Below are 23159 nucleotides of genomic sequence, written 5' to 3'. Positions count from 1 at the left end.
CATGCGCCAGTTTTCTACGGTGCCTCGCCCTCCGACCACTCGGGGCTGTAGCCGCCGAGCGTCGGGTGGTACATCTCGTCGCCGCTGTGCTGGGTGAATTCGACATTCAGCCGGTCTTCGCGCAGGCCCAGGATGTCGATGCAATCGCGGCACAGCGCCTTTGCCACGTCGAGCCGCAGCTCGGCGGAACGGCCGCGGCGTATGTCGCACATCAACACCGACACCTCGACCGGCTCGCCATCGACCATGCGCCAGACACCGCCCTCGCCCACTTCGCGGATCGCGATGCTGATGCGGCGGATGTCGACGCTCATCATCCGCGCGTAGGTTTCACTGAGCTGTTTCGCGAGGCGTTTCTTGTCGGCCACCGGATGCGGGCCGTTCACATCGAGTTGCAGGTAAGGCATGTCGGAAGGCTCCCAGGGAAAGGGTTCAGCGGCGGCTCACCGCGCCAGCGCCTTGCCGCCGCGGTAGCCGAGCAACGGATCGTACAGATCGGTGCGCCGGTCGCGGTGCAGGTCGTTCAGCGGCGTCCAGATCGGCGCGGAGCGCGCGGCCGTCAGGTCGACGTCGGCGTAGAGGATGGTGTCTTCGTCGGGTCCGGCGATGCGGCCCACGGGCCAGCCGTTGGTGCCCGCGATCAGCGAGTTGCCCATGAAGCCAGAACCGCGCTCCTGCCCCACGCGGTCGGCGGCGGCAATGAGCACGTTGTTGGCGTGCGCCGCCGTGATCGTCAGGTAGGCGGCCATGCAGGTGCCGCTTGCGTCGTACAGCGGCGGCGGCGTCCACACCCAGTTGGTCGGCGTGCAGATGATGTCCGCGCCCAGCTGCGCAAGGATGCGCGGCGCTTCGGGAAACCAGATGTCCCAGCACACCAGCAGGCCGATGCGGCCGATCTTCGTCTCGAACACCGGGTAGCCCTCGTCGCCGGGCGTGAACCACAGCTTCTCGTTGTTCCACAGATGGGTCTTGCGGTAACGGCCTATGTAGCCGTCGGGGCCGACCAGCACGGCCGTGTCGAACAGTTGCAGGCCGTCTTGCTCGACCAGGCAGCCGACGATGTAGACGTCGTGCTTGGCCGCGAACGCGATCCAGCCCTGCACGGTGCCGCCGCCGGGCACCGGCTCGGCGTGAGCGTAGGCCTCTTCGCGGCCGGTGAAGCAGTAGCCGGTGGTCGCGAGTTCGGGCAGCACGATCAGCTTCGCCTGGTTTTCGACGGCGGCGACGAGGCGTTCGTGCACGGCCCTGGCGTTGCGCTCGAGGTTCTCGACGCCGACCTGCGGATCGAACTGCACGACGGCCACGCGCACGGGGCTGGCGCGCAGGCCGGGGATGGCGTCGCCGCTGGTGGCGATGTCGGGTACGTTGCCAAGGGGAAGGCCGGACGGATTCATCTGGGTGGTGGAAGTCATCGAAGTCATGACATTAGGTTTCAAATTAAAACCAGAAGGATCGTAGCCATTTAAGTTTTACTTTGCAACCAGACTGCCATTGCGGTCTAATCCTGCAACCGGTTGGCGCACGCGCCTTGCAAGGAAAGAAGAGAAAGATGGCCCAAAGAAAAAGCCTGAAAGACGACCCCTGTCCGATGGCGCGTTCGCTCGAGATCGTGGGTGACCAGTGGTCGCTGCTGGTCATTCGCGACGCTTTCGACGGCATGAAGCGCTTCGGCGAATTCCAGCAAAGCCTGGGCGTGGCCAAGAACATCCTGGCGGACCGCCTCAAGTGGTTGGTGCAGGAAGGCGTGCTCGACCTCGTGCCCGCATCCGATGGCTCGCTGTACCAGGAATACGTTCTCACGCCGAAGGGCAAGGGGCTGTTCCCCGTGGTGGTCGGCCTGCGGCACTGGGGCGAGGCGCATCTTTATGCCAAGGGCGAGCCGCACTCCGTGCTGGTCGAGCGCGGCAACGGCAAGCCGGTGCCAAAGATCGACCTGCGCACGCGCGACGGGCTGCCGCTGGATGCGGCGGATACCTTTGTGAAGAAGCTGCCGCCGCCGACAGCGGCGACTGCGGCGAAGGCCAAGCCAGCGGCACGCGCCAAGGCGCCCACGGCCAAGGCAGGCGCTCGCTGAATTCCTGGCGCGGCTTGTCCGGGTTGGCTTGCTGGCTGGCTATTTGGCCGCGGCGGCTTTCGCCTTGGCGGCCAGCGCCGCAAACTCTTCCTTGCCGAAGGCGGTGCCGAACAGGCCCCAGCCTCCTTCGGCCGCCTCGGTCAGGATCACCCAGGTGCGGGCGGCTTGGCTCGGGTCGCCCGACAGCCGGGTGACGATCTCGGTGGCTTCCTTCGTGATCTGCTTCTGGCCTTCGCGGTTCAGCGAGCCCGGCGGCGTGATGATCTGCACGCGCACCGTGCGAGCCTGCGCGCTGGTGGCGGTCTGCACCGCCGACGCCGGCATGCGATGGATATACGCCGCCGTGTTGTCCAGGTGAAAGGGGCCTGGGTTCGCCACGCCTTCGGCGCGCAGCACCGCCAGCGTGAGCGCTTCGCCGAGTTGGCGGTCGGTTTCGGCACCGGCCGGAAACAGGTCCGCGGCAGCGTAGACATCGATCATGGGCATGGGAAGCTCCTGCAAAGATTCAAGGATTCAAGGGCTGTTGATTCTGAATGACGGTCATCATCCACATCGCGGATGATGATGAACATAATCCTGATCGTCAAGCACACCACCGAGGACTTTTCACGCCCATGGGCCATTCAAGAGCGAACAAGGAAGAAAGCCACGCGCGCATCGTGCAGACCGCCGCCGCGCGTTTCCGCGAAGCCGGCGTCGACGGCGTGGGCGTGGCCGAACTCATGAAGGACGCGGGCCTGACGCATGGCGGCTTCTACCGCCACTTCGCCTCGCGCGACGAGCTGGTGGCCGAGGCGGTCGAATGCGCGCTGAGCGACGGCGGCCGTGCCGTCGAAGCCGTGGCCACATCCAGGGCAAGCCGCCCGGTCGTGGCGGCCAGGCTGGTCGATGCCTACCTGAGCACCGCGCACCGGGACGCACTGGCCTCGAGCTGCGCCGTGACCACGCTGGCAGGCGACGTGGCCCGCGGCAACGAACGCACGCGCACCGCCTACACGCAGCAGGTGAACACGTACCTCGACCTGCTGGCCAACCTGGCGGCAGCGGAAAAATCGAAGGAGAAGCGCGCGAAGGCGATCGCGGCGCTGTCTTCATTGGTCGGCGCGGTGTCGCTGTCTCGCGCGGTCAACGACGACAAGCTCTCGCAGGAAATACTCAAGGCGGCAGGGGACGAGCTGAAGGCGCTGCTGGGCTGAACGCTACTCCCCCAACAGCTCCCCAATAGGCTGCAGGTCTTCCACCCGGTCGCAGATCGACTTGATCACCATCGTGATCGGAATGCCCAGCAGCAGGCCCCAGATGCCCCAGAGCCAGCCCCAGAAGATCACGCCGACGAACACGGCCACGGGGTTCATGCGGCTGGTGCGGCTGGTGAGCCAGGGCATCAGCAGGTTGCCGATGAGCGTGTGAATGGCCAGCGACACGCCGCCCACCACGATGCCCATCTGCAGGCTGTTGAACTGCAGGAACGCCACCAGCCCGGCCGCCACCAGCACGATCACCGAGCCGATGTACGGAATGAGGTTGGTGACGCCCGCGATGATTCCCCAGACGGCCGCGTTCTCGACCCCGATGACCCAGAACGCCAAGCCGGTCGCCACGCCCACCACCGCGCTCACCAGGATCTGCACCAGCAGGTAGCGCTCGATGTTGCGGGTGATGTCGTCGAGCACGTGCACGGTGACCTTTTTCTTCTGCAGGCTCGACCCGGTGATCTTGATGAGCTTGCGCCGGAAGGTGTCGCCCGAGCACAGCGCAAAGTACGTCAGGAAGGCCACCAGCGTGAGCTGCCCCGCCGCGCTGAGCAGGCCGACGGTGCCGCTCAGCAGGTAGTCGCGCACGTTGAAGCCGGGCCGTTCGATGACGACGCGCGCCACGCCCTTGCGGGCCGCGACGCGCGCGGAGTTTTCCTCGGCGGCCTTCTCGAGCTGGGCGGCGGCCTGCTGCACGCTTTCGAGCGGCGTGGCGCTGGCGCCCTTGTCGCGGCGCATGGCCTGCCCGAGCTTCTGTGCCGCCACGGGCAGCGAATCGAGCAGTTGCGTTGCATTGCCCGAAAGCGAATAGCCGGTCCAGCCCAGGCCCCCGAACAGCCCCAGAAGGATCACCGCCGCACCGATCCAGCGCGGCAGCTTCCAGCGGTGCAGCCGTTCCACCAGCGGCGACAGCGCGTAGGTCAGCATCAGGCTCAGCATCAGGGGAATGAAGACGGCCTGGCCCCACTGCAGCGCGAAGACGCTGGCCAGCACGGCCAGCACCACCAGCGAGGCGCTGCGCACGTCGACCGGCATGTGCAGCAGCAGGCGCTCGCGGGCCTGCGTGGGGGCTTCGGCCGACGCCGCCTTGTCCGGTTCGGAAGCCGGTTCGGGTGCTGATGCGGAGACGGGCTCGGGAGCAGGCGACTGCGGGGGCTCCGCAGGCTGCGGCTCTGGCGCGGACTGCGGAGCCTCAGCAGTTGCCGCCACGCTCGCGGGCTTGCCGGAAGGCGCGTTGTTTTCTTCGGTCATCGCGCTTCCTTCAGCAATTCGCGCACGGCGGCCAACTGGCGCCGCGACACGGCCACGGGTTCGGGAATCGCATCGAGGCGCAGGGCCCAGCCCTCGGCGTCCTCGCCGTCGTCGTACCTTTCGAGCGCACGAATCGCCGAGCGCGCCACCAGCGCATTGCGGTGCACCCGCAGGAAGCGGGTCGGGTAGCGTTCCTCGAACTCGTTGAGCGAGCCGTCGAGGATGTGGCTGCGCGTGGCGGTGCGCACGGTGAGGTACTTGTATTCGGACTTCAGGTAGAGCACCTCGGACAACGGCACGCGCTCGGCGCGGCCCCGGTCCTGGATGAGCACGGTCTCGGGCACGGCCTCGGCCTGCAGCGCGCGGCGCTCCTTGAGAAAGCGCTCGGCCTTCAGCAACGCCTGTTGCAGGCGCTCGGCGCGCACGGGCTTGGTCAGGTAGTCGACCGCGTCGAGCTCGAAGGCCGTCACCGCGTGGCTGGCATGCGCCGTGACGAACACCACGGCCGGCGCGTCGGGCCGGCTGCGCAGCGCACGCGCCACCTCGATGCCATCGACGCCGGGCATGTGCACGTCGAGCAGCACGAGGTCGAGCGCCATCGTGGCCAGGTGCTGCTGCGCCTCGGCGCCCTGCGAGGCCTCGGCCACCACCTCGGCGGCGGGCGAAGTGCAGTCGCGCAGCAAGGTGCGCATGCGCGAGCGGGCCAGGGCTTCGTCGTCGACGATGAGCGTCTTGAGGGTCATGATTCGGCGGGGATGGCAATGCGCACCCGGTAGTTTTTCTGGTCCATGCCGGCGCTGAACTGCATCTGCATGTCGTGCAGCAGGCGCAGGCGGTCGCGCACGTTGGCAAGCGCAATGCCATGGCCGCGCGGCAGTGGCTCGTCGGCCCAGCGCAGCGGCGGCAGGCTGTTGACCACCTCGATCACCACCATGGAACCGCGCCGCTCGGTGCGGATGCGCAGCTTGGCGCCGTCGGGGCTGGGTTCCACGCCGTGCTTGATGGCGTTCTCGACCAGCGGCTGCAGCAGCAGCGGCGGCAGGCGCGCGTTGCTCGCGGCGGCATCGAGGTCCCAGCGGATGCGCAGGCGGTCGCCGAAGCGCACCTGCTCGATGGCCAGGTAGCGCTCGGCCAGCGCAATTTCGTCGGCCAGCGTGCCCGATTCGCCGGGGTCGGCCAGCGCCTGCCGGAACAGCTCGGCCAGGTCTTCGAGCATGGTCTCGGCCTTGCCCGGCTCCTCGCGCACCAGCGCGATGGCGCTGTTGAGCGTGTTGAACAGAAAGTGGGGGCGGATGCGCGACTGCAGTTCTTCGAGCCGGGCCGTGGTGGCCGCGGGCGTCTGGCCGCGCGCGCGCAGCACCATCGCCGCCATGACCAGCCCCGAGAAAAGAGCGCCGGCCAGCGCGCTGGCCAGCCACGGCGCACTGGCCAGCACGCCGGTCAGCCGCAACAGGCCGCAGCCATAGAGCGCGGCAATGGCGCCCAGCGTGCCGCCCACCGCGTACTGCCACTGGCGCGGCAGGCGCCGCAGCGGTTTCTTGAGCCCGCAGGCGGCCACCAGCCAGAGCAGCGTGGCGGGCAAGGCGCCGCCCGTGACAGTGGCCGTCTGCACCAGCCATTCGGCGGGCGTGGCGGCCACGAACAGCGTGGCAATGGCCACCACCGCTTCCACGAACACCACGGTGCGCAACACCACGCCGATGCGGCAGGCATCGAACAGCGAAAGATCGCGACGCGCGGGCGAACGGGCCCTTTCCGACGATGCCGGGGGCGTGGGGTTGGAGCTGGCCGATAAAATCGCCGGGTTGCGCATCACAGACATCAGTTACATCGGGTGACCAACCCATTATTGCCTCCTGGACGGCTCCCATGACCCAAAACCAACTCGACAAGAAATCCGAAGCCTGGTCGGCACTGTTCTCCGAACCAATGAGCGACCTGGTGAAGCGCTACACCTCCAGCGTCTTCTTCGACAAGCGCATGTGGCAAGCCGACATCCAGGGCTCGCTGGCACACGCCGGCATGCTCGCCGCGCAAGGGATCATCGGCGTGCAGGACCACGCCGCGATCGAACGCGGGATGGCGCAGATTCGCGCCGAGATCGAATCCGGCGCCTTCGAGTGGAAGCTCGACCTCGAAGACGTGCACCTGAACATCGAAGCCCGCCTGACGCAGCTGGTCGGCGACGCCGGCAAGCGCCTGCACACCGGCCGCAGCCGCAACGACCAGGTGGCGACCGACGTGCGCCTGTGGCTGCGCGGCGAGATCGACCTGATCGGCGACCTGCTGGTCGAGCTGCAGAAGGCGCTGGTCGACATTGCCGAGAAGAACGTCGAAGTCATCCTGCCCGGCTTCACCCACCTGCAGGTGGCGCAGCCGGTGAGCTTCGGCCACCACATGCTGGCGTACGTTGAAATGTTCAGCCGCGATGCGGAACGCATGGGCGAAGTGCGCCGGCGCGTCAACCGCCTGCCGCTGGGCGCCGCCGCACTGGCCGGCACCAGCTACCCGCTCGACCGCGAGCTGGTGGCCAAGACGCTGGGCATGGATGGCGTGTGCCAGAACAGCCTGGACGCCGTGAGCGACCGCGACTTCGCGATCGAATTCACCGCCGCCGCCAGCCTGTGCATGGTGCACATCAGCCGCATGAGCGAAGAGCTCATCCTGTGGATGAGCCAGAACTTCGGCTTCATCCAGATCGCCGACCGCTTCACGACCGGCTCGTCGATCATGCCGCAGAAGAAAAACCCCGACGTGCCCGAGCTGGCCCGCGGCAAGACCGGCCGCGTGGTCGGCCACCTGATGGCGCTCATCACGCTCATGAAGGGCCAGCCCCTGGCCTACAACAAGGACAACCAGGAAGACAAGGAGCCGCTGTTCGACACCGTCGACACGCTCAAGGACACCCTGCGCATCTTTGCCGAAATGATCGGCGGCATCACCGTGAAGCCCGAGGCCATGGAAGCCGCCGCGCTGCGCGGCTACGCCACCGCCACCGACCTGGCCGACTACCTGGTGAAGAAGGGCCTGCCCTTCCGCGACGCCCACGAAACCGTGGCCCATGCCGTGAAGGCCGCCACCTCGCACAAGGTCGACCTGGCCGAACTGCCGCTGGCCGTGCTGCAGCAGTTCAACCCGAGCATCGAGAAAGACGTGTACGACGTGCTGAGCCTGCGCGGCTCGCTCAATGCACGCAACATCCTGGGCGGCACCGCGCCCGCGCAGGTGAAGGCGCAAGTGGCGCGCCACCGCGCACGCCTGGGCTGAGCGCAACGGCCACCCGCCGGGCAGCCGCGCCGTGTTCTACGCCATCCCGCTCGAAAACCGGCCGAGCTGGCGCAATCCGCCGTGGCTGACGGTGCTGCTGATCCTCGTGAACATGCTCGTGTTCTGGGGACCGCAGCGCAGCGAAGAAAACGGGCGCGAGCGGGCCGCCCTTTACTACACGAAGAGCGCGCTGCCCAAGCTGGAGCTGCCGCCCTTCGTGGACTGGCTCGAAAAAACCGACCCGAAGCGCGGCAAGCAGGCCAGGCGCATGCTGCGCTTCGAAGAAAGCTACCTGCAACTGCTGGAAGCGCTGCAGAGCGAAAAGCAGTTTCTGCAGAAGCTGCGGGCCGATGAAGTCGTCACGCCCGCCAACCCGCGCTACGACGAATGGAAGCGCGACCGCCAGCAGTACGAGGCGATGCTGCCCGCGCCTTTCACCGAGCGCTGGGCGCAGGACTACGGCAAGGACGCCGAGTCCAAGCCCTGGACCCTCGTCACTGCCGCGTTCCTGCACGGCAGCACCGGCCACCTGCTGGGCAACATGCTGTTCCTGTTCCTGTTCGGCTTTTCGGTCGAGCTGGCACTGGGCCGCGGCACCTATCTGACCTTCTATCTGCTCGGTGCCATCGGCGCCTCGCTGCTGGCCGGCTGGGCCTATGCAGGCAAGGGCAACTACGGCCTCGGCGCCTCGGGCGCCATCTCCGCGCTGATGGGCATGTACGCGGTGATGTACCGGCTGCGACGCATCCGTTTTTTCTACCAGCTGTTCTTCTATTTCAACTACGTCACCGCGCCGGCCCTGCTGCTGCTGCCGGCCTGGATTGCCAACGAGCTGATGCAGCACTGGCTCGGCGGCCAGGGCATTGCCTACATGGCCCACCTGGGCGGCCTGCTCACCGGTGCCGCGCTGATGGCCGGCGCCATGCTGCTCGGCCGCGTGAAGACGCCCGAGACCGTCAAATCGGAAATGGTGAACGACGACGACCGCTTCGAGCAGCACGTGGCCGCCGCGCGCAAGCTGTCGGCGGCGATGAAGTTCGAGCACGCCTGCGCCGAATGGCGCGCCGCGGCGGCCCTGCGCCCCGGCGACGCCGACACGCTGCGCGCCTGGTTCAACACCGCGCGCCTGCAACCGGCCAGTGACGACTTTCACCAGGCCGCGCGCCGCATCTTCCGCCTGCCCGCCACCGACGAAGACACGCTGGCGCTGCAGCACACCAGCTTCACCACCTACCTCAATCAGGCCAAGCCCGGCGTGCGCCTGAAGCCCGACGACATGGCCCGGCTGGCGCGCCGCTTTGCGCGCATCCGCCAGTTCGGGGATGCCGACAAGCTGTGCCGCATCCTGCTGAAAACCGCGCCCGAGCATCCCGAGTTGGCCGACACGCTCTCGGTTTGCGCCAACGGGCTGCTGCACGCGGGCGAACGCGACAAAGCCATCGGCCTGCTGCCGCATCTGCTGCGGCTCGCGCCCAACGACATGGTGACGCGCGCGCTGCAGCGCGCCTGAACGCCTGAAGGCAGCGCCGCGACGGCTCCGGCCGCCACGTCACATCGCCGTCACGCGACCGCCATGCCGTGGCGCTGCAATTGCAGTAAACCGCGTGTAAAGCCGCCCCCGCCCCTCGTGCATCGTTGAACTTGAGGGCGCTCGCTCGCTCCATCCGGGGCTTTTGCTTACTTCCATTGCCTGATTCATGCCTGACCACACCACCTCCCGCTTCGCCCTGCTCCTCACGGCCCTGGCCATCGCCGCGCTCGCAGGGTGCTCGCGCACCAGCGTGGAGACTCCGGGCACGGGCAAGCCGGCCGCCGCCGCACCAGAAAAGGAAGTCGGCGCCGTCACCCTGAAGCAGGAGACGCTGGCCCTGAGCACCGAGCTGCCCGGCCGCACCGCGGCCCCGGTCATCGCCGAGATCCGCCCGCAGGTCGGCGGCATCCTGAAGGAGCGGCTCTTTACCGAAGGCTCGCAGGTCAAGGCCGGCCAGGTGCTCTACCAGCTCGACCCCGCCTCGCTGCAAGCGGCCCACGCCAGCGCGCAGGCCAGTGTGCGCAAGGCCGAGTCGGCCCTGGCCACGGCGCGCACGGTGGCAAAGCGCAATGCCGAACTGGTGAAGATCGACGCCATCAGCCGCCAGGTGTTCGACGAAACCCAGGCCGCCGAGCAACAGGCCGAAGCCGACCTGGGCGTGGCGCGCGCGGCCGAGCAGACCACGCGCATCCAGCTCGGCTACACCCGCATCACATCGCCCATCACCGGCTGGGCCGAGCTGTCGACCGTGACGCCCGGCGCGCTGGTCACCGCCAACCAGGCCGCGGCCCTGACCACCGTGCAGCAGCTCGACCCGATCCACGTGCACGTCACGCAGTCGAGCAGCGAGCTGCTGCGCCTTAAGCGCGAGCTGGCCAGCGGCCGGCTGCAGCGCGCCAGCGATGCCGAGGCGCGCATCCAGCTGGTGCTGGAAGACGGCAGCGCCTACCCGCATGCCGGGCGCCTCACCTTCAGCGGCGTCACGGTCGATGCCGGCACCGGCAGCGTCACGCTGCGCGCGGTGGTGCCCAACCCCGACAAGCTGCTCATGCCCGGCATGTACGTGCGCGCCGTGCTGCAGGAAGGCGTGAACACCGCCGCGCTGCTGGTGCCGCAGCAGGCCGTGACGCGCGCGCCCGACGGCAGCGCCTCGGCACTGGTGATCGGCGCCGACAACAAGGTCGCCAAGCGCCCGATCAGCGTCGGCCGCGCGGTCGGCACACGCTGGCAAGTGCTCGACGGGCTGGCCGCGGGCGACCGCGTGATGATGGAAGGCTCGCAGCGCGTGAAGGTCGGCGACAAGGTCAAGGTGGTCGATCTCGGCGCCAGGCCGGCCAGTGCCGCGCCGGGCCCCGTGGCCAGCGCCGAGCCAGACATCGATGCCGGCGCCGGCGCCACCTCCGCCACCGTCGCGCGCTGAGGCCACCCCATGGCCCAGTTCTTCATCGACCGCCCCATCTTCGCGTGGGTGCTTTCCATCGTCGTCATGCTCGCCGGCCTCATGGCCATTCGCACGCTGCCGCTCGAGCAATACCCCGACATCGCGCCACCGCGCGTGTCCATCAACGCCACCTACACCGGCGCCTCGGCCAAGACGGTCGAAGACTCGGTCACCCAGGTCATCGAGCAGCAGCTCAAGGGGCTGGACAACCTGCTGTACATGCAGTCGACCAGCAACTCGTCGGGCGTGGCGCGGCTGTCGCTCACCTTCAACGCGGGCACCAACATCGACGTGGCCCAGATGCAGGTGCAGAACAAGCTGCAGCAGGCCATGTCGCGCCTGCCGCAGCAGGTGCAGAGCCGCGGCGTCACCGTCACCAAGGGCGGCAACGACTTCTTGATGATCGTCTCGATGTACTCCGGCGACGGCAGTGCCTCGGCCGTGGACGTGGGCGACTACATCAGCAGCAACCTGGTCGACGTCATCAGCCGCATCGACGGCGTGGGCGAAGTGCAGACGCTGGGCACCGGCTACGCCATGCGCCTGTGGCTCGACCCCGACAAGCTGCGCAAGTACGCGCTGATGCCTTCCGACGTGGGCGCCGCCATCACCGCGCAGAACGCGCAGGTGTCGGCCGGCCAGCTGGGCGCACTGCCCGCCGCCTCGCAGCAGCAGCTCAACGCCACCATCACCTCGCGCAGCAAGCTGCAGACCGCCGAGCAGTTCGAGAACGTGGTGCTGCGCGCCACGCCCGATGGCGCCGTGGTTCGCCTGAAAGACGTGGCCCGTGTCGAGCTGGGTGCCGAGAACCTCACGGTGCGCTCGCAGCTCGGCGGCCGCCCCGGCGCCGGCCTGGGCGTGGTGCTGGCCGACGGCGCCAATGCCGTGCAGGTGGCCGAGGCGGTAAAGGCCAAGGTGGCCGAGCTGCAGCCGCTGTTCCCGAACCAGCTGCAGACCTTCGTGAGCTACGACACCACGCCTTTCGTCAGCGCGTCCATCGACGAAGTGGTGAAGGCGCTGGCCGAGGCCATGCTGCTGGTCGTGCTGGTGATGTACATCTTTCTGCAGAACTTCCGCGCCACGCTGATTCCCGCCATTGCGGTGCCGGTGGTGCTGCTGGGCACCTTCGGCGTGCTCTCGATTGCCGGCTACTCCATCAACACGCTCACCATGTTCGGCATGGTGCTGGCCATCGGCCTGCTGGTGGACGACGCCATCGTGGTGGTGGAAAACGTCGAGCGCGTGATGCACGAGGAAGGCCTGTCGCCCAAGGAGGCCACGCGCAAGTCGATGGCCGAGATCACGCCCGCGCTGGTCGGCATCGCGCTGGTGCTGTCGGCGGTGTTCATTCCCATGGCCTTCTTCGGCGGCTCGACCGGCGTGATCTACCGGCAGTTCTCCATCACCATCGTCTCGGCCATGGCGCTGTCGGTGTTCGTGGCGCTCACGCTCACGCCGGCGCTGTGCGCGACGCTGCTAAAGCCCGTCGCCAAGGGGCAGCACGCGGTGCCGCGCAAGGGTGTGTTGGGTGCGGTCGACCGTTTCTTCGCGGGCTTCAACCGCAACTTCGACAAGGGCGCCGACCGCTACCAGGGCATGGTGGGCGGCATCGTGCGGCGCGGCAAGCGCAGCATCGTCGTGTACCTGCTGATCGCGGCCGTGATGGCGCTGCTGTTCATGCGGCTGCCCACCTCCTTCCTGCCCGATGAAGACCAGGCCTTTCTGCAAGTGCAGGTGACGCTGCCGCCCGGCGCGTCGGACGCACGGCTGCAACCGGTGGTCACGCAGATGCAGGACTACTTCACCAAGCAGCCCGAGGTGCTGAGCGTGAACGTCATCACCGGGCAGAACGGCGACCAGAGCTCGGCGCGTGCCTTCGTCAAGCTGAAAGACTGGGCCGAGCGCGAAGGCGACGGACAGTCGGCCGCCGCGCTGGCACGCCGCGCCAACAAGGACCTGTCGACCATCCGCGACGCGCGCATCTTCGTGCTGCTGCCGCCGGCGGTGCGCGGGCTCGGCGCCAATGCGGGCTTCAACTTTCACCTGAAGGACATCAACGGCCTGGGCCACGATGCGCTGGTGAAGGCGCGCGACCAGGTCATCGAGCTGCTGGGCAAGCGGCCCGAGGTGGCCAACGTGCGCAGCAACAACCTGGACGACACGCCGCAGTTCGCCGTCGACATCGACGATGCGCGCGCCGGCGCGGCCAGCCTGGCCACGTCCGACATCGACAGCACGCTGTCGAGCGCCATGGGCGGCACCTACATCAACGATTTTCTCGACAACGGCCGCGTCAAGCGCGTGTACATGCAGGGCGACACCGCCTTTCGCATGCTGCCCACCGACATCGACCGCTGGAGCGTGCGCAATGCGCTGGGCCAGATGGTGCCGTTTTCGGCCTTCTCCAGCTCGCGCTGGACCTACGGCTCGCCGCAACTGCAGCGCTACAACGGCAGCCCCAGCTACGAGTTCGTCGGCGATGCCGCGCCGGGCGTGAGCTCCGGCGACGCCATGGCCGCGGTCGATGAAGTGATGAAGCAGATGCCACCCGGCATCGGCTACGAATGGACCGGCGCATCGTTCCAGGAACGGCTCTCGGGCGCGCAGGCGCCAGTGCTCTATGCCATTTCGATCCTGTTCGTTTTCCTGTGCCTCGCGGCCCTGTACGAGAGCTGGTCGGTGCCGTTCTCGGTGATCCTGGTGGTGCCGCTGGGCATCGTCGGCGCGCTGCTGTTCACCAGCTTCCGCGGCTTGAGCAACGACGTGTACTTCCAGGTCGGCCTGCTCACCACCGTCGGGTTGTCGTCGAAGAACGCCATCCTGATCGTCGAGTTCGCCAAGCAGTTGCAGGAGCAAGGCAAGAGCGTGATAGAGGCCACGCTCATGGCCGTGCGGCTGCGCCTGCGCCCCATCCTCATGACCTCGCTGGCCTTCGGTTTCGGCGTGCTGCCGCTGGCCATCGGCACCGGTGCGGGCGCGGGTGGCCGCCAGTCCATCGGCACCGCGGTGCTCGGCGGCATGGTCGTTGGCACCGCGCTCGGCATCTTCTTCGTGCCGCTGTTCTTTGCATTGATTCGCGGCTGGTTGCAGGGGCGGCGCAAGCCCGCCGATGCCGTCGTGCCCGACGCGGCGAACGGCTCGCTGCCGCCCGCGGCGACCACTGCGACCACTGCGGAACAGGGAGGCCACTGATGCGCCGCCAGCAATTCTTTCCCCGGCGTACCTTGCGCGCACTCGCCTGCGCCGCCATCGCTTCCACCGTGCTCGCGGGCTGCGTCAACCTTGCGCCAGCTTATGAAAAGCCCGCTGCACCAGTGCCACAGGCACTGCCTTCAGCGGGTGTCGATGCGGCCACGCCGATTGATGTGGCGTGGCGCGATTTCTTCGTCGATCCGCGCCTGCAGGGCGTGGTCGAGCTTGCGCTCGCCAACAACCGCGACCTGCGCGTGGCCGCGCTCAACATCGAGCGCGCGCGGGCCCAGTACGGCATTGCGCGCGCCGGCCTGTTCCCCACCGTCGAAGCCGGCGCGGGCGGCAGCCGCTCGCGCACGCCGGGCAGCCTGTCGACCAGCGGCGAGGCGCGCTACGCCACCCAGTACAGCGCCGACCTTGGCCTGACCAGCTACGAGCTCGACCTGTTCGGACGCGTGCGCAACCTGAGCGAGTCCGCGCTGCAGAGCTACTTCCAGACCGAAGAAACACGGCACAGCACGCAGATCAGCCTGATCGCCGCCGTCGCCACCGCCTGGCTGCAACTGGCCGCCGACGAGCAGCGCCTGCAGCTTGCGCGCAGCACCCTCGACAGCCAGCGCAAATCGTTCGAGCTCATCCGGCGCAGCCATGCATTGGGTTCGCAGTCGGGCCTGGCGCTCGCGCAATCGCAGAGCACCGTCGATGCCGCGCGCGCGGATGCGGCGGCCTTCGACAGCCAGGTCGAGCAGGACCGCAATGCGCTGGCACTGCTGGTCGGTGCAACGCCACCGGCCGAGTTATTGCCGGTGGCGGCGGCTGTGGCTGCCACGCCGACGCCGGCGGCCACGGGCACGAACACGGCTGCAGCTGTGGCGCTGCCAGCCGAACCTGCGCCCGCCGCGCAACTGCTGGTGCCGCCCGCGGGCTTGTCGTCGGACGTGTTGCAACAGCGCCCCGATGTGCGCGCCGCCGAGCACGCGCTGCGCGCCAGCAATGCCGACATCGGTGCGGCGCGTGCCGCGTTCTTTCCGCGCATCGCGCTCACGGCATCGGCCGGCACCGCCAGCAGCAACCTGTCGGGCCTGTTCATGGGCGGCAGCAAGGCCTGGAGCTTCGCGCCGTCGATCAGCGTGCCGATCTTCGACGGCGGAGCCAACCGCGCCAACCTGCGCGTGGCCGAAGCCCAGCAGAAGATCCAGCTCGCGACCTACGAGAAGACCGTGCAGACCGCGTTCCGTGAAGTGGCCGATGCGCTGGCCGAACGCCGCACGCTGGCCGAACGACTCGACGCGCAGCGCTCGCTGCTCGGTGCGACCTCGCGCAGCTTTGCGCTGTCGCAGTCGCTGTTCAGGAGCGGTGCCAGCAGCTATCTCGATGTGCTCGACGCGCAGCGCGCGTACTACGCGGCGCAGCAGACGCTGATCGGCCTGCAGCTCACGGAGCAGACCAATCGGCTGACGATCTACAAGGCGTTGGGTGGGGGGTGGAAGGAAGGCTGAGGCCAGCCTTCTTTTCTTCCTGCTCAGGTCCGCTGCTGCGCTCTGCTGAATTTTTTCTGCGTTGCCGCCGTTACAGGCAGGAAGCTTCAGGCGCGAAGTGCCCTCGCCGAACTCTTCTTCCAGCGCGGCGCGCAAGCCAAAACCGCCCGTGCCGTGCTTGTAAGCTAGCGCGCCCTCAGGCGTGGCATCGCCAGTGAACTCCTTGTGGTTCAGGCTGAACTCCAAGCCACCGACCACGCGGCGTTCCACCTCGACCTCGGCGTCGTCCACGAAGTCGCACGACTCGCGCCGCCGGCCCTCGACGGCCACCGTAGTCTTGCACTGCTGGTCGCGAAACAGGCGCGAAAACTTGATCTCGGCGTTGTTGCTGTCGTCCAGACCGAAGGTGGGGCGCTACTTCTTGGATTGGACGTACTTGACGATGGCGAGCCTGGCTGTTCAGAAAGTATCAAGCCAAGTCGCGCTCAAGATTGAGTCGCAACATTGACGCGAAATCTATTTCGAGAATAGGCAGGATTACAAAATAAATTAAGCGCCGCGTTTATTTTCACCAGAATGCTCGAACAAGCTCGCGAGAAACGAGGGTTACAGCAAATTGTTGTAGTCGTAGGCATATTCCGCTTGCTCGTAGTCACTCCAGATATGACCATCCAATCTATCTACAACAATCCTGCCTCCACCTTCACCATTGACAATCAAAAACTCTGGCGCGTTCGTTTTAAATATGACCTTCATAGGGTGAAGCAGGTTTTCATCAATCTTCGCTGGAAGCAACTCACTTCCTTTTGTCAACTGTCCTTTGACTCTATCGACCATCTCTTCCGGAGTTAATAAATTTCCATCCCTGTATCCAACTGGGACATTCAATGCATCGATACCATCTCTTCTAAAAGAAGTGACCAACGCAACGCCCAACAGTCTGTCAATGCCATACCCCAAAAAGCCTTTGTAATAACGATTTTCGTCAATCACAACGCCTTTTACAGCAGGCCTGCCCGGGGGAAATATGTCACCGCCCAATGTTTTTCGCATCAAATATATATCGCACGAACTCAATGCATTCCCCTTACTTTTGGTTTTCAATATACAAGGCCCTCCCACTCATTGAATTCTGAAAAAATTGCACTGAGATTCCGTAGCCTTCCCCATAACCCAGTCCCAGCTCTTGCCTGCAGATTAGGGATACAGACAGAAGGCGGCCTAACGATTCGATCCCGGCCGCCGACTGGCCTCGCCGGGTTCACGATCTCCCGTGGGCCAGAACCCGAGGATCGTCTCCCCGACCGCCCGTCTACGTCTGCGCCTCAGCCGACACCACAGGCCGCAGCAACCACCGCACTTCCTTCGTCTGCTCGCTGTCCGGATAGCGCGCTTCCAGCGTCGTCAATATCGGCTGCGCCATGTCCGCGCGCCCCAGCCCCTGCACCAGCGCGCGGGCGGCCAATTCATAGGCCTGCGGAATTGCCTCGTTCCCCCTGAAGCGCCGGTCGAAGCCGGAGAGCAGCGCCAGCGTGGCGTGCGCATCGCCGTTGCGCCATTCGGCCCGCGCCATCGCAATCACCATCGCGGGGTCGTCGAGCGAAAAGGTCTTGTCGCGCTCGCGGCAGAGCTTGAAGACTTTCAGCGCCTCGGACGCCATGTCGCGCCGCATCAGCAACGCAATGAAGCGCCGCGCCTGGTCGAGCATGGTGGCCTGCTTGTCGGGCACCATGGCCAGCACGCGGTGGTAGCGGCGTTGCGCCGCGAGGTCGTCCGACGCGGCGGTGCGTTGCGCCTCGTACGCGGTGCCAAGGGCGGCGGCCAGGTCGCCATCGGTAATGAGTTGCGCCACCTCGGCGTCGGTGCGCTGCGCGGCAATCTGCTCGGGCGTGCGGCGGTCCACCGGGGCGCCATCGCCCAGGCTGCTGCCGGGCACGGCGTCGATGCCGAAGGCCTCGTGGTGCTGGAACATGACGTAGCCCAGCAGGCTGGCCATGACCCAGCCGAAGTAGATGAACGCGAAGTTGACGATCGGCAGGATGATGCGGCCGTCGAACATGGGCACCACCATCGAAATGGCGACCTGCGCGCCGGTGCTCAGCAAGAAGAGAAAGAAGCACAGCAGCGCATAGGGCCAGCCGATGATGCGCATGGCGTCCATCACGTAGCCGGGGTTCATGGCCTGGAAAAAGCTGCCCGACTGCACCAGCACGATCACCGCCGCCGGAAAGGTGAACGACATGACGAACAGCGCGACCGTGCCCAGCACGGGCGAGTACCAGGCGAGCCAGCCGATCAAGAGGGCCTGCACCACCGAGATGGCGAACAGCTTCCACGGCAGGTAGGTCCAGTCGTCGCTGGACTCGCGCCCGAAGTTGGCCGAATCGCGGATGCCGCGCGCGCCAAGCGCAATCACCTTGAATCCGTAGCGGCTGGCCGCCAGCATGATGCCGATCTCGATGAGCAGGAAGGCCAGGGCGTTGGGCAAAAAGAAGATCGCCTCGAACAACAGGCTGCAGAACGACAGCACCAGCCCATAGGCCAGCGGCCGCATCTGGAGCGGAAAGGCAAAGAAGCTGTTGAGGCGGTGCCAGAACGGCGGCGCAGGCGGCAGCGAATCCTTGATGACGATCATGGCAACGGCCTGCTTTCTTCTTGCTTGATGGGTGCGCATGCGCGCCTGCGGCGCCTGTGTGTCTGCCTGCTCCCCGCACGCGGCCCGCCCGATTTTTGCGGCGCAGTATACGTTAACAAATGTATCAATTTCGCGACGCGCGGGCCGCTCTTGCGCCTGAATCCGGACGGCCTTGCGGGCCGTATATCTGGCATGCGCACCGATGGCCCACAATTCGCGAATGACAGCACCCAGCCCGGACGCCGAACTGATGGCGTTGATCGATCGCATCGGCCATCGCGACGAAGCCGCCCTGCGGCAGCTCTACGACCGCACCTCGCCCAAGCTCATGGGGCTGGCGATGCGCGTGGTCCGGCAGCGCGAATGGGCGGAAGACGTCTTGCAGGAAGCCTTTCTGACCGTCTGGCGAGTCGCCGGCGACTATCGATCGTCGCTGAGCCCGCCGCTGGCCTGGCTGGGGCTGATCGTGCGCAGCCGCGCGCTCGACCTGCTGCGCCGGCGCACCGCCGACCGCGCCCAGCTGACGCAGGAATTCGACGAGCTGATGGCCGACACCCTGGAATCGGACGCGCCCAACCCGGCGGACACGGCCGATGCGAGCGAGCAGGCCTGGGCGCTGCACCAATGCCTGGAACAGCTGGAAGGCCGGCAGCGCGAGGTGGTCAGCCTGGCCTACCTGCGCGAAATGAGCCACGGCGAACTGGCCGAACAGCTGAAGCTGCCGCTGGGCACGGTCAAGACGTGGATCCGGCGCGGGCTCGAAAAACTGCGCGTCTGCATGGGACGCTTTGCATGAATGCGATGAAGAAGAAGGTGATGTCCCCATGAATCTCATCGCACACCCCGAACTGCTGGAGCTGCTGGCCGCGAGCCACGCGCTGGGCACGCTGCGCGGCGGCGCCCGCCGCCGCTTCGAAGCCATGGCCCGCGAACAGGCGCCGGTGCGCGCCGCGGCGCTGGTCTGGCAAGGCCGGCTCGCGAGCATGACCGAGTTGCAGAGCCCGATCGTTCCCGACGCGGCCGTGTGGACCCGCATCCGCAACATCATCGACGCCGAGAAAACGCAGCACGCCATGGAGCGGCAGCGCGATGCCGCCAATGCCGCCGCCAGCGCCAAAGACAAGCCGGGCCCCGGCGGCTGGCTGCGCAGCCTCGCGCTGTGGCGCGGCGCCACGGCGGCCGGCGCGCTGGCCACCGTGCTGGCCGTGGTGGTCGGGCTCAACCTTCGCGACCAGTTGAACAACGCGCCGGCGGTGCAGTACGTGGCCGTGCTGTCGGACGACCAGTCCGCCGCCTCCATGCTGGTGACCTTCGATCCGAAGAAAAAGCAGCTGGTGCTGCAGCGCGTGGGCGGCTACGCCGAAGCCAGCGACAAATCGCTGCAGCTGTGGGCGCTGCCGCCCGGCGGCGCGCCGCGCTCACTCGGGGTGCTCGACAACAAGCCGGGCCTTCGGCTGGCTGCGTCGGAATCCGATGTCCACGCCGTGCCCACCTTGGCCGTTACATTGGAAGCCAAGGGTGGCGTCCCGCCAGGCAGCGGACCCAAGGGGCCGATTGTCTTCAAGGGCGCCCTCATTGAGAAAACCATCTGATCTGACCTGACCTGTTGTTCCCTCCTGCCTTGCCGATGTCTTCGATGAAATCCGCGCTGGCCGCGGTCGCGCTGCTCACGGCCGCGCTTGCCGCGCACGCCCAGCCCGCCTTCTTTCCCCAGGAATCCGAGACGGCCGCCGCCGAGGCCGCGTACGCCCGCGACTACCTGTCCGCCAAGGAGCGCTGGCACAACGAGCTGGCGGCCTTTGCACGCGCCGACCAGGAGCGTTTTCCGGCGCCGGGCGGCGTGGTGTTCGTCGGCAGCTCCACGGTGCGCATGTGGACGCGCATGCAGCAAGACTTTGCGCGGGTGCCCGGCGGCATCGTCAACCGTGGCTTCGGCGGCTCGACGCTGCTCGACTGCAGCCTGTTCGCGCGCGACCTGGTGGTGCGCTACAAGCCCCGCCAGGTGATGGTCTACGCCGGCGACAACGACCTGGCCGAAGGCCGCACGCCGCTGCAGGTGCTCGACAGTTTTGCGCGCTTTGCCAACGCGGTGCGCGCCGAGCTGCCCGATACGCGCATCAGCTTCATATCGGTCAAGCCCAGCCCGTCGCGCGAGCAGCTGATGCCGCAGATCCGCGAGACCAACCACGTGATCTCGGCGTACCTCAACCTGCTGCCCAACAGCGAATACATCGACATCTACACGCCGATGATCGGCGCCGATGGCCGGCCGCGCCCCGAGCTGTTCCGCAGCGACAAGCTGCACATGACGGACGAGGGCTACCGCCTGTGGCACTCGGTCATCGCGCCGCACCTGCCGAGCATTCCGGCGGCGCCGGTTGCGTCTTCCGCTCCCCAGCCCTGAGCACGGCCAGGGCAGCGACACAGGCCCTGATCGGTTCGAGGCCCGCTCCGACAACGAATGCGTCGCTGCGCGTTGGCCGTGACCCATTTCACGAAGGCTTGCGCGTTCGATCGAAATGGCGTCGAACGCCACCAACAAGAGACATATGCGCTGGATAGACTCGCGCCGGGCTTGCGCGGGCGCAATTGAAGCCTGCGTACCCAATAAAAATTTGCCGTCCAGAACGGCAAGGGAGGACCTCCATGGGTATGAAATTCTTCGCCGCGATTTTGCTATCGCTGCTTCTGTCCGCATGTGCAACGAAACCCAACGTGCCTGCCGCGCCGCCTGCCGCCCAGGCCGGGAGCGTTGATGCCGGAACCGCACTGGTGGCACAGGCGGCAGTGTTCTTGAACACGAAGAAACCGGCGCAAGCATTGCCCTTGGCCGACCAGGCCATCGCTTACTACGAGAGCACCTACCGCAAGAGCGGAGTGCTTGTGTTTTCCGCCCGCTCGCTGCCAGAAAGCATGCTCTATGCACTGGAGGGAGCCGAGGCGAAGATGTCTGCACAGGTCTACGGCGTCGAGTGGGGACTTGCATACTTCGCGAAAGGCTTCGCGCTGGTCGACCTGCACCGCATTCCCGAGGCGAAGGTTGCATACGATGCCGCAATCAAGCTCTCTCCGCGCAATTCGAAGTACCTCTCGGAGCGAGCGCAAATTGATATCGTCGAACGCAATTGGCAGAAGGCATTGGAGGCGTTTCAGAAAGCACTGGACGCAGCAGACCTGTCTCCCCCCCAACTCAAGACTGCGGAGACGACGCGCGCGCTGAGGGGCATGGCCTTCGCTCAGGTCGAACTGGGGAACCTCGCCGCAGCCAAGGCCCTCCACGAACGCGTGCTTCAGCTGGACCCGAAAAACGAAATGTCGCTGAACGAGCTTCGGTACATCCAGAATCAGAAAAAGGCGGCCGGGGAAGAAGAGGCAATGACCGTTTTCACCAGGGCGAACTATTTCCGCGTCGTCGTCAAGCAACGCCGGTGCGACGCAATGGATGGGCCGCTGGTCGCCGCGGCAAACGCGAGATTCGAGGCGGCAAGAAAGGCCATTGCCGCGCGCTACGGCGAAACCTATTTTCCAGAAAATCAAGCCACGAGAATCACCATTTCGGATGCTCCGTGCGATCAGCGTGCATTGGATCTGTACCAACAGGGCGTGCAATCGATGGAGTCATTACTGGCACGCCAGAAATAAGAAGCGCCTGTTCGATCCCGGCTTGAACGCGCCGTGGGCCGGGTTGCTTCGATGGATCTTTTCTATGCCGGTGCCGGCCCCGAAGGCACATCGTCCGCCGGCGGTGGCACGTCCGCGCCGCGCGTGAAGCGCGCCACGAAGTACATCCCCGCGAACACCGCGAGCAGCAGCAGGCCGTCGCCCCACCAGGGCCGCGCGGTCTGGCTGTCGCCATAGAAAGCCAGCACCAGCAGCACCGCCACGAGGTGCGCGCAGAACACCGGCAGCGACGCCGAGCCCATCGCCTCCAGCCAGTGCAGGCGCGGAATCTTGCGCATCAGCCACGGCCCGAAGCGCACGGCCAGAATGCCCAGCGCCACGAGGTTGACGAGCCGCAGCGGCCCGAGCTGCCACTTGTCGAACAGCAGGTTCAGCTCCACGTCGCCGCCGAACGGCGCCTGGCCGTTGATGCCGGTGTGGCGCCAGTAAAGGCCATACAGCGCAATGCCCGCCGCCAGCACCAGCAGCCACGCCGGAAAGCGCAGCGGTCGAGCCTCGGGCCCGTTGCGGGTGGCGCCGATGCACAGCCCCGCGAACCACAAAAATTGCCAGGCGTAGGTGTTGAAGGCACCCATTTCATGGAACGGCACCGGCACGCCCAGGTAGCGCACGGCCAGCCCATAGACCCATTCGCTGACACCGAACTGCGCCGCCGCCCAGACGCCGACGCTCACGACCATCACCAGCGTCCAGCCGTGGCGCATGGCAAAGGCGAGCACCCACGGGCTCATGAGCATGAAGAAGATGTACATCGGCAAGATGTCGAGCAGCGCGGGCTCGTAGATGAGCAGCAGCCCGTACAGGAAGCCGTCGCGCGGCTCGGCCAGGTAGTAGGACACGAGGTTCTTCACCGCGGGCTGGTCGATGTGCAGCCCGAGCGCGGCGATGACGGTGAACAGGAACAGCAAAATGGCGGCCTGGCACAGGTAGACCTTGACGACGCGCCGCCAGAAAGCCTTGCGCATGGAGTCGACGCCGCGCACGTAGCCGATGCGGCTGTAGACGAGGCCGGCGACGAAGGCGGAGAGCAGCACGAAGCCTTCGGCGGCCGAAACGAACCCAAAAGGCTGACCCAGCGGATCGGTGAGCCGCGTAGGAAGGTGGGTGACGGTCATGAGCACGAGCATGAGCCCGCGCAAGGCGTCTATTTCCCAGTAACGTTTCATCGGTCGGCGGCGAGGTCTCGGTGGCGGCCTGCGCGGCGCACGCAAGACGGTACGGATTGTAAGAAGGCCGGTGTAACTCTCCTTGCGCCGGCTTGAAGCCACGTTTCGCGTGGTGGATGTTCTGGCGCTTGAGTTTCTTGGCGCTGCGGTTTGGGAGCGGGTGCGGGTACGGATGCGGGGTCATTCTTGG

General features: G+C 66.5%; 20 protein-coding genes and 1 pseudogene. 11 read left to right on the top strand and 10 right to left on the bottom strand.

Annotated elements, in window-relative coordinates:
* Positions 1-14 precede the first annotated feature (14 nt).
* Positions 15-407 (bottom strand): tautomerase, encoded by a 393-nt coding sequence (locus tag DBV14_RS12030; protein ID WP_124459420.1) that lies wholly within the window; start codon positions 405-407, stop codon positions 15-17.
* Positions 408-443: 36 nt separating this feature from the next.
* On the bottom strand, positions 444-1412 hold the full coding sequence (locus tag DBV14_RS12025) for a nitrilase family protein (RefSeq protein ID WP_221621885.1): 969 nt from the start codon (positions 1410-1412) through the stop codon (positions 444-446).
* A gap of 137 nt (positions 1413-1549) precedes the next feature.
* Here DBV14_RS12025 and DBV14_RS12020 point away from each other — a divergent pair, with 137 nt between their 5' ends.
* The gene (locus tag DBV14_RS12020) at positions 1550-2074 is read left to right on the top strand and encodes a helix-turn-helix domain-containing protein (RefSeq protein WP_124459419.1); all 525 of its coding nucleotides are present in this window, start codon (positions 1550-1552) and stop codon (positions 2072-2074) included.
* 39 nt (positions 2075-2113) lie between these two features.
* Here DBV14_RS12020 and DBV14_RS12015 read toward each other — a convergent pair whose 3' ends face one another.
* A complete protein-coding gene (locus DBV14_RS12015) occupies positions 2114-2560 on the bottom strand; it encodes a hypothetical protein (RefSeq protein WP_124459418.1) in 447 nt (148 codons plus the stop codon).
* A 128-nt stretch (positions 2561-2688) separates the two neighbouring features.
* On the opposite strand from DBV14_RS12015, the gene DBV14_RS12010 reads away from it, so the two are divergent.
* Positions 2689-3270, top strand: a complete 582-nt coding sequence (locus tag DBV14_RS12010) for a TetR/AcrR family transcriptional regulator (protein ID WP_124459417.1) — start codon at positions 2689-2691, stop codon at positions 3268-3270.
* Positions 3271-3273: 3 nt separating this feature from the next.
* Here DBV14_RS12010 and DBV14_RS12005 read toward each other — a convergent pair whose 3' ends face one another.
* Genes DBV14_RS12005 through DBV14_RS11995 form a run of 3 tightly spaced genes read right to left on the bottom strand, consistent with a single transcriptional unit; the run spans position 3274 to position 6391 of the window.
* Positions 3274-4578 carry an AI-2E family transporter gene (locus tag DBV14_RS12005; protein WP_124459416.1) on the bottom strand — a complete coding sequence of 435 codons (1305 nt, stop codon included), beginning with the start codon at positions 4576-4578 and terminating at the stop codon, positions 3274-3276.
* Positions 4575-5321, bottom strand: coding sequence for a LytTR family DNA-binding domain-containing protein (locus tag DBV14_RS12000; RefSeq protein ID WP_124459415.1), 747 nt, complete (start codon positions 5319-5321; stop codon positions 4575-4577). The genes DBV14_RS12005 and DBV14_RS12000 overlap by 4 nt, the downstream gene beginning before the upstream one ends.
* Positions 5318-6391: a sensor histidine kinase gene (locus DBV14_RS11995; protein WP_124459491.1), complete on the bottom strand. Its 1074-nt coding sequence runs from the start codon at positions 6389-6391 to the stop codon at positions 5318-5320. The genes DBV14_RS12000 and DBV14_RS11995 overlap by 4 nt, the downstream gene beginning before the upstream one ends.
* A gap of 56 nt (positions 6392-6447) precedes the next feature.
* Here DBV14_RS11995 and argH point away from each other — a divergent pair, with 56 nt between their 5' ends.
* From argH to DBV14_RS11970, 5 genes are all read left to right on the top strand, one after another.
* Positions 6448-7845 carry an argininosuccinate lyase gene (gene argH, locus DBV14_RS11990; RefSeq protein WP_124459414.1) on the top strand — a complete coding sequence of 466 codons (1398 nt, stop codon included), beginning with the start codon at positions 6448-6450 and terminating at the stop codon, positions 7843-7845.
* Between the two features lie 31 nt (positions 7846-7876).
* Positions 7877-9355 carry a rhomboid family intramembrane serine protease gene (locus DBV14_RS11985; protein ID WP_124459413.1) on the top strand — a complete coding sequence of 493 codons (1479 nt, stop codon included), beginning with the start codon at positions 7877-7879 and terminating at the stop codon, positions 9353-9355.
* 187 nt (positions 9356-9542) lie between these two features.
* Positions 9543-10796: an efflux RND transporter periplasmic adaptor subunit gene (locus DBV14_RS11980; RefSeq protein WP_124459412.1), complete on the top strand. Its 1254-nt coding sequence runs from the start codon at positions 9543-9545 to the stop codon at positions 10794-10796.
* A gap of 9 nt (positions 10797-10805) precedes the next feature.
* Positions 10806-14009: an efflux RND transporter permease subunit gene (locus DBV14_RS11975; RefSeq protein ID WP_124459411.1), complete on the top strand. Its 3204-nt coding sequence runs from the start codon at positions 10806-10808 to the stop codon at positions 14007-14009.
* Positions 14009-15508: an efflux transporter outer membrane subunit gene (locus DBV14_RS11970; RefSeq protein ID WP_124459410.1), complete on the top strand. Its 1500-nt coding sequence runs from the start codon at positions 14009-14011 to the stop codon at positions 15506-15508. Before DBV14_RS11975 ends, DBV14_RS11970 begins: the two co-directional genes overlap by 1 nt.
* A 141-nt stretch (positions 15509-15649) precedes the next feature.
* Here DBV14_RS11970 and DBV14_RS11965 read toward each other — a convergent pair.
* The 3 genes and pseudogenes from DBV14_RS11965 to DBV14_RS11955 form a co-directional block, all read right to left on the bottom strand.
* Positions 15650-15847, bottom strand: a pseudogene (locus DBV14_RS11965) (ShlB/FhaC/HecB family hemolysin secretion/activation protein); the annotation flags it as partial.
* Positions 15848-16093: 246 nt separating this feature from the next.
* A complete protein-coding gene (locus tag DBV14_RS11960) occupies positions 16094-16540 on the bottom strand; it encodes a hypothetical protein (protein WP_124459409.1) in 447 nt (148 codons plus the stop codon).
* 259 nt (positions 16541-16799) lie between these two features.
* Entirely contained in the window at positions 16800-18122 is a 1323-nt protein-coding gene (locus DBV14_RS11955; protein ID WP_124459490.1) for a tol-pal system YbgF family protein, read from the bottom strand.
* Between the two features lie 220 nt (positions 18123-18342).
* Here DBV14_RS11955 and DBV14_RS11950 point away from each other — a divergent pair, with 220 nt between their 5' ends.
* The 4 genes from DBV14_RS11950 (at position 18343) to DBV14_RS11935 (ending at position 21764) form a co-directional block, all read left to right on the top strand.
* The gene (locus DBV14_RS11950; RefSeq protein ID WP_124459408.1) at positions 18343-18918 is read left to right on the top strand and encodes an RNA polymerase sigma factor; all 576 of its coding nucleotides are present in this window, start codon (positions 18343-18345) and stop codon (positions 18916-18918) included.
* Between the two features lie 28 nt (positions 18919-18946).
* Positions 18947-19714, top strand: coding sequence for an anti-sigma factor (locus tag DBV14_RS11945; protein WP_124459407.1), 768 nt, complete (start codon positions 18947-18949; stop codon positions 19712-19714).
* Between the two features lie 44 nt (positions 19715-19758).
* Entirely contained in the window at positions 19759-20526 is a 768-nt protein-coding gene (locus DBV14_RS11940; RefSeq protein ID WP_124459489.1) for an SGNH/GDSL hydrolase family protein, read from the top strand.
* Between the two features lie 242 nt (positions 20527-20768).
* On the top strand, positions 20769-21764 hold the full coding sequence (locus tag DBV14_RS11935; protein WP_124459406.1) for a tetratricopeptide repeat protein: 996 nt from the start codon (positions 20769-20771) through the stop codon (positions 21762-21764).
* 62 nt (positions 21765-21826) lie between these two features.
* On the opposite strand, the gene opgC is transcribed toward DBV14_RS11935, so the two are convergent.
* Positions 21827-22969, bottom strand: a complete 1143-nt coding sequence (gene opgC / locus DBV14_RS11930; RefSeq protein ID WP_124459405.1) for an OpgC domain-containing protein — start codon at positions 22967-22969, stop codon at positions 21827-21829.
* Positions 22970-23159: the final 190 nt, after the last annotated feature.

The organism is Variovorax sp. KBW07 (assembly GCF_003852515.1).
Taxonomy (GTDB): Bacteria; Pseudomonadota; Gammaproteobacteria; order Burkholderiales; family Burkholderiaceae_C; genus Variovorax.
This window is presented reverse-complemented; position numbering and strand designations above follow the sequence as displayed.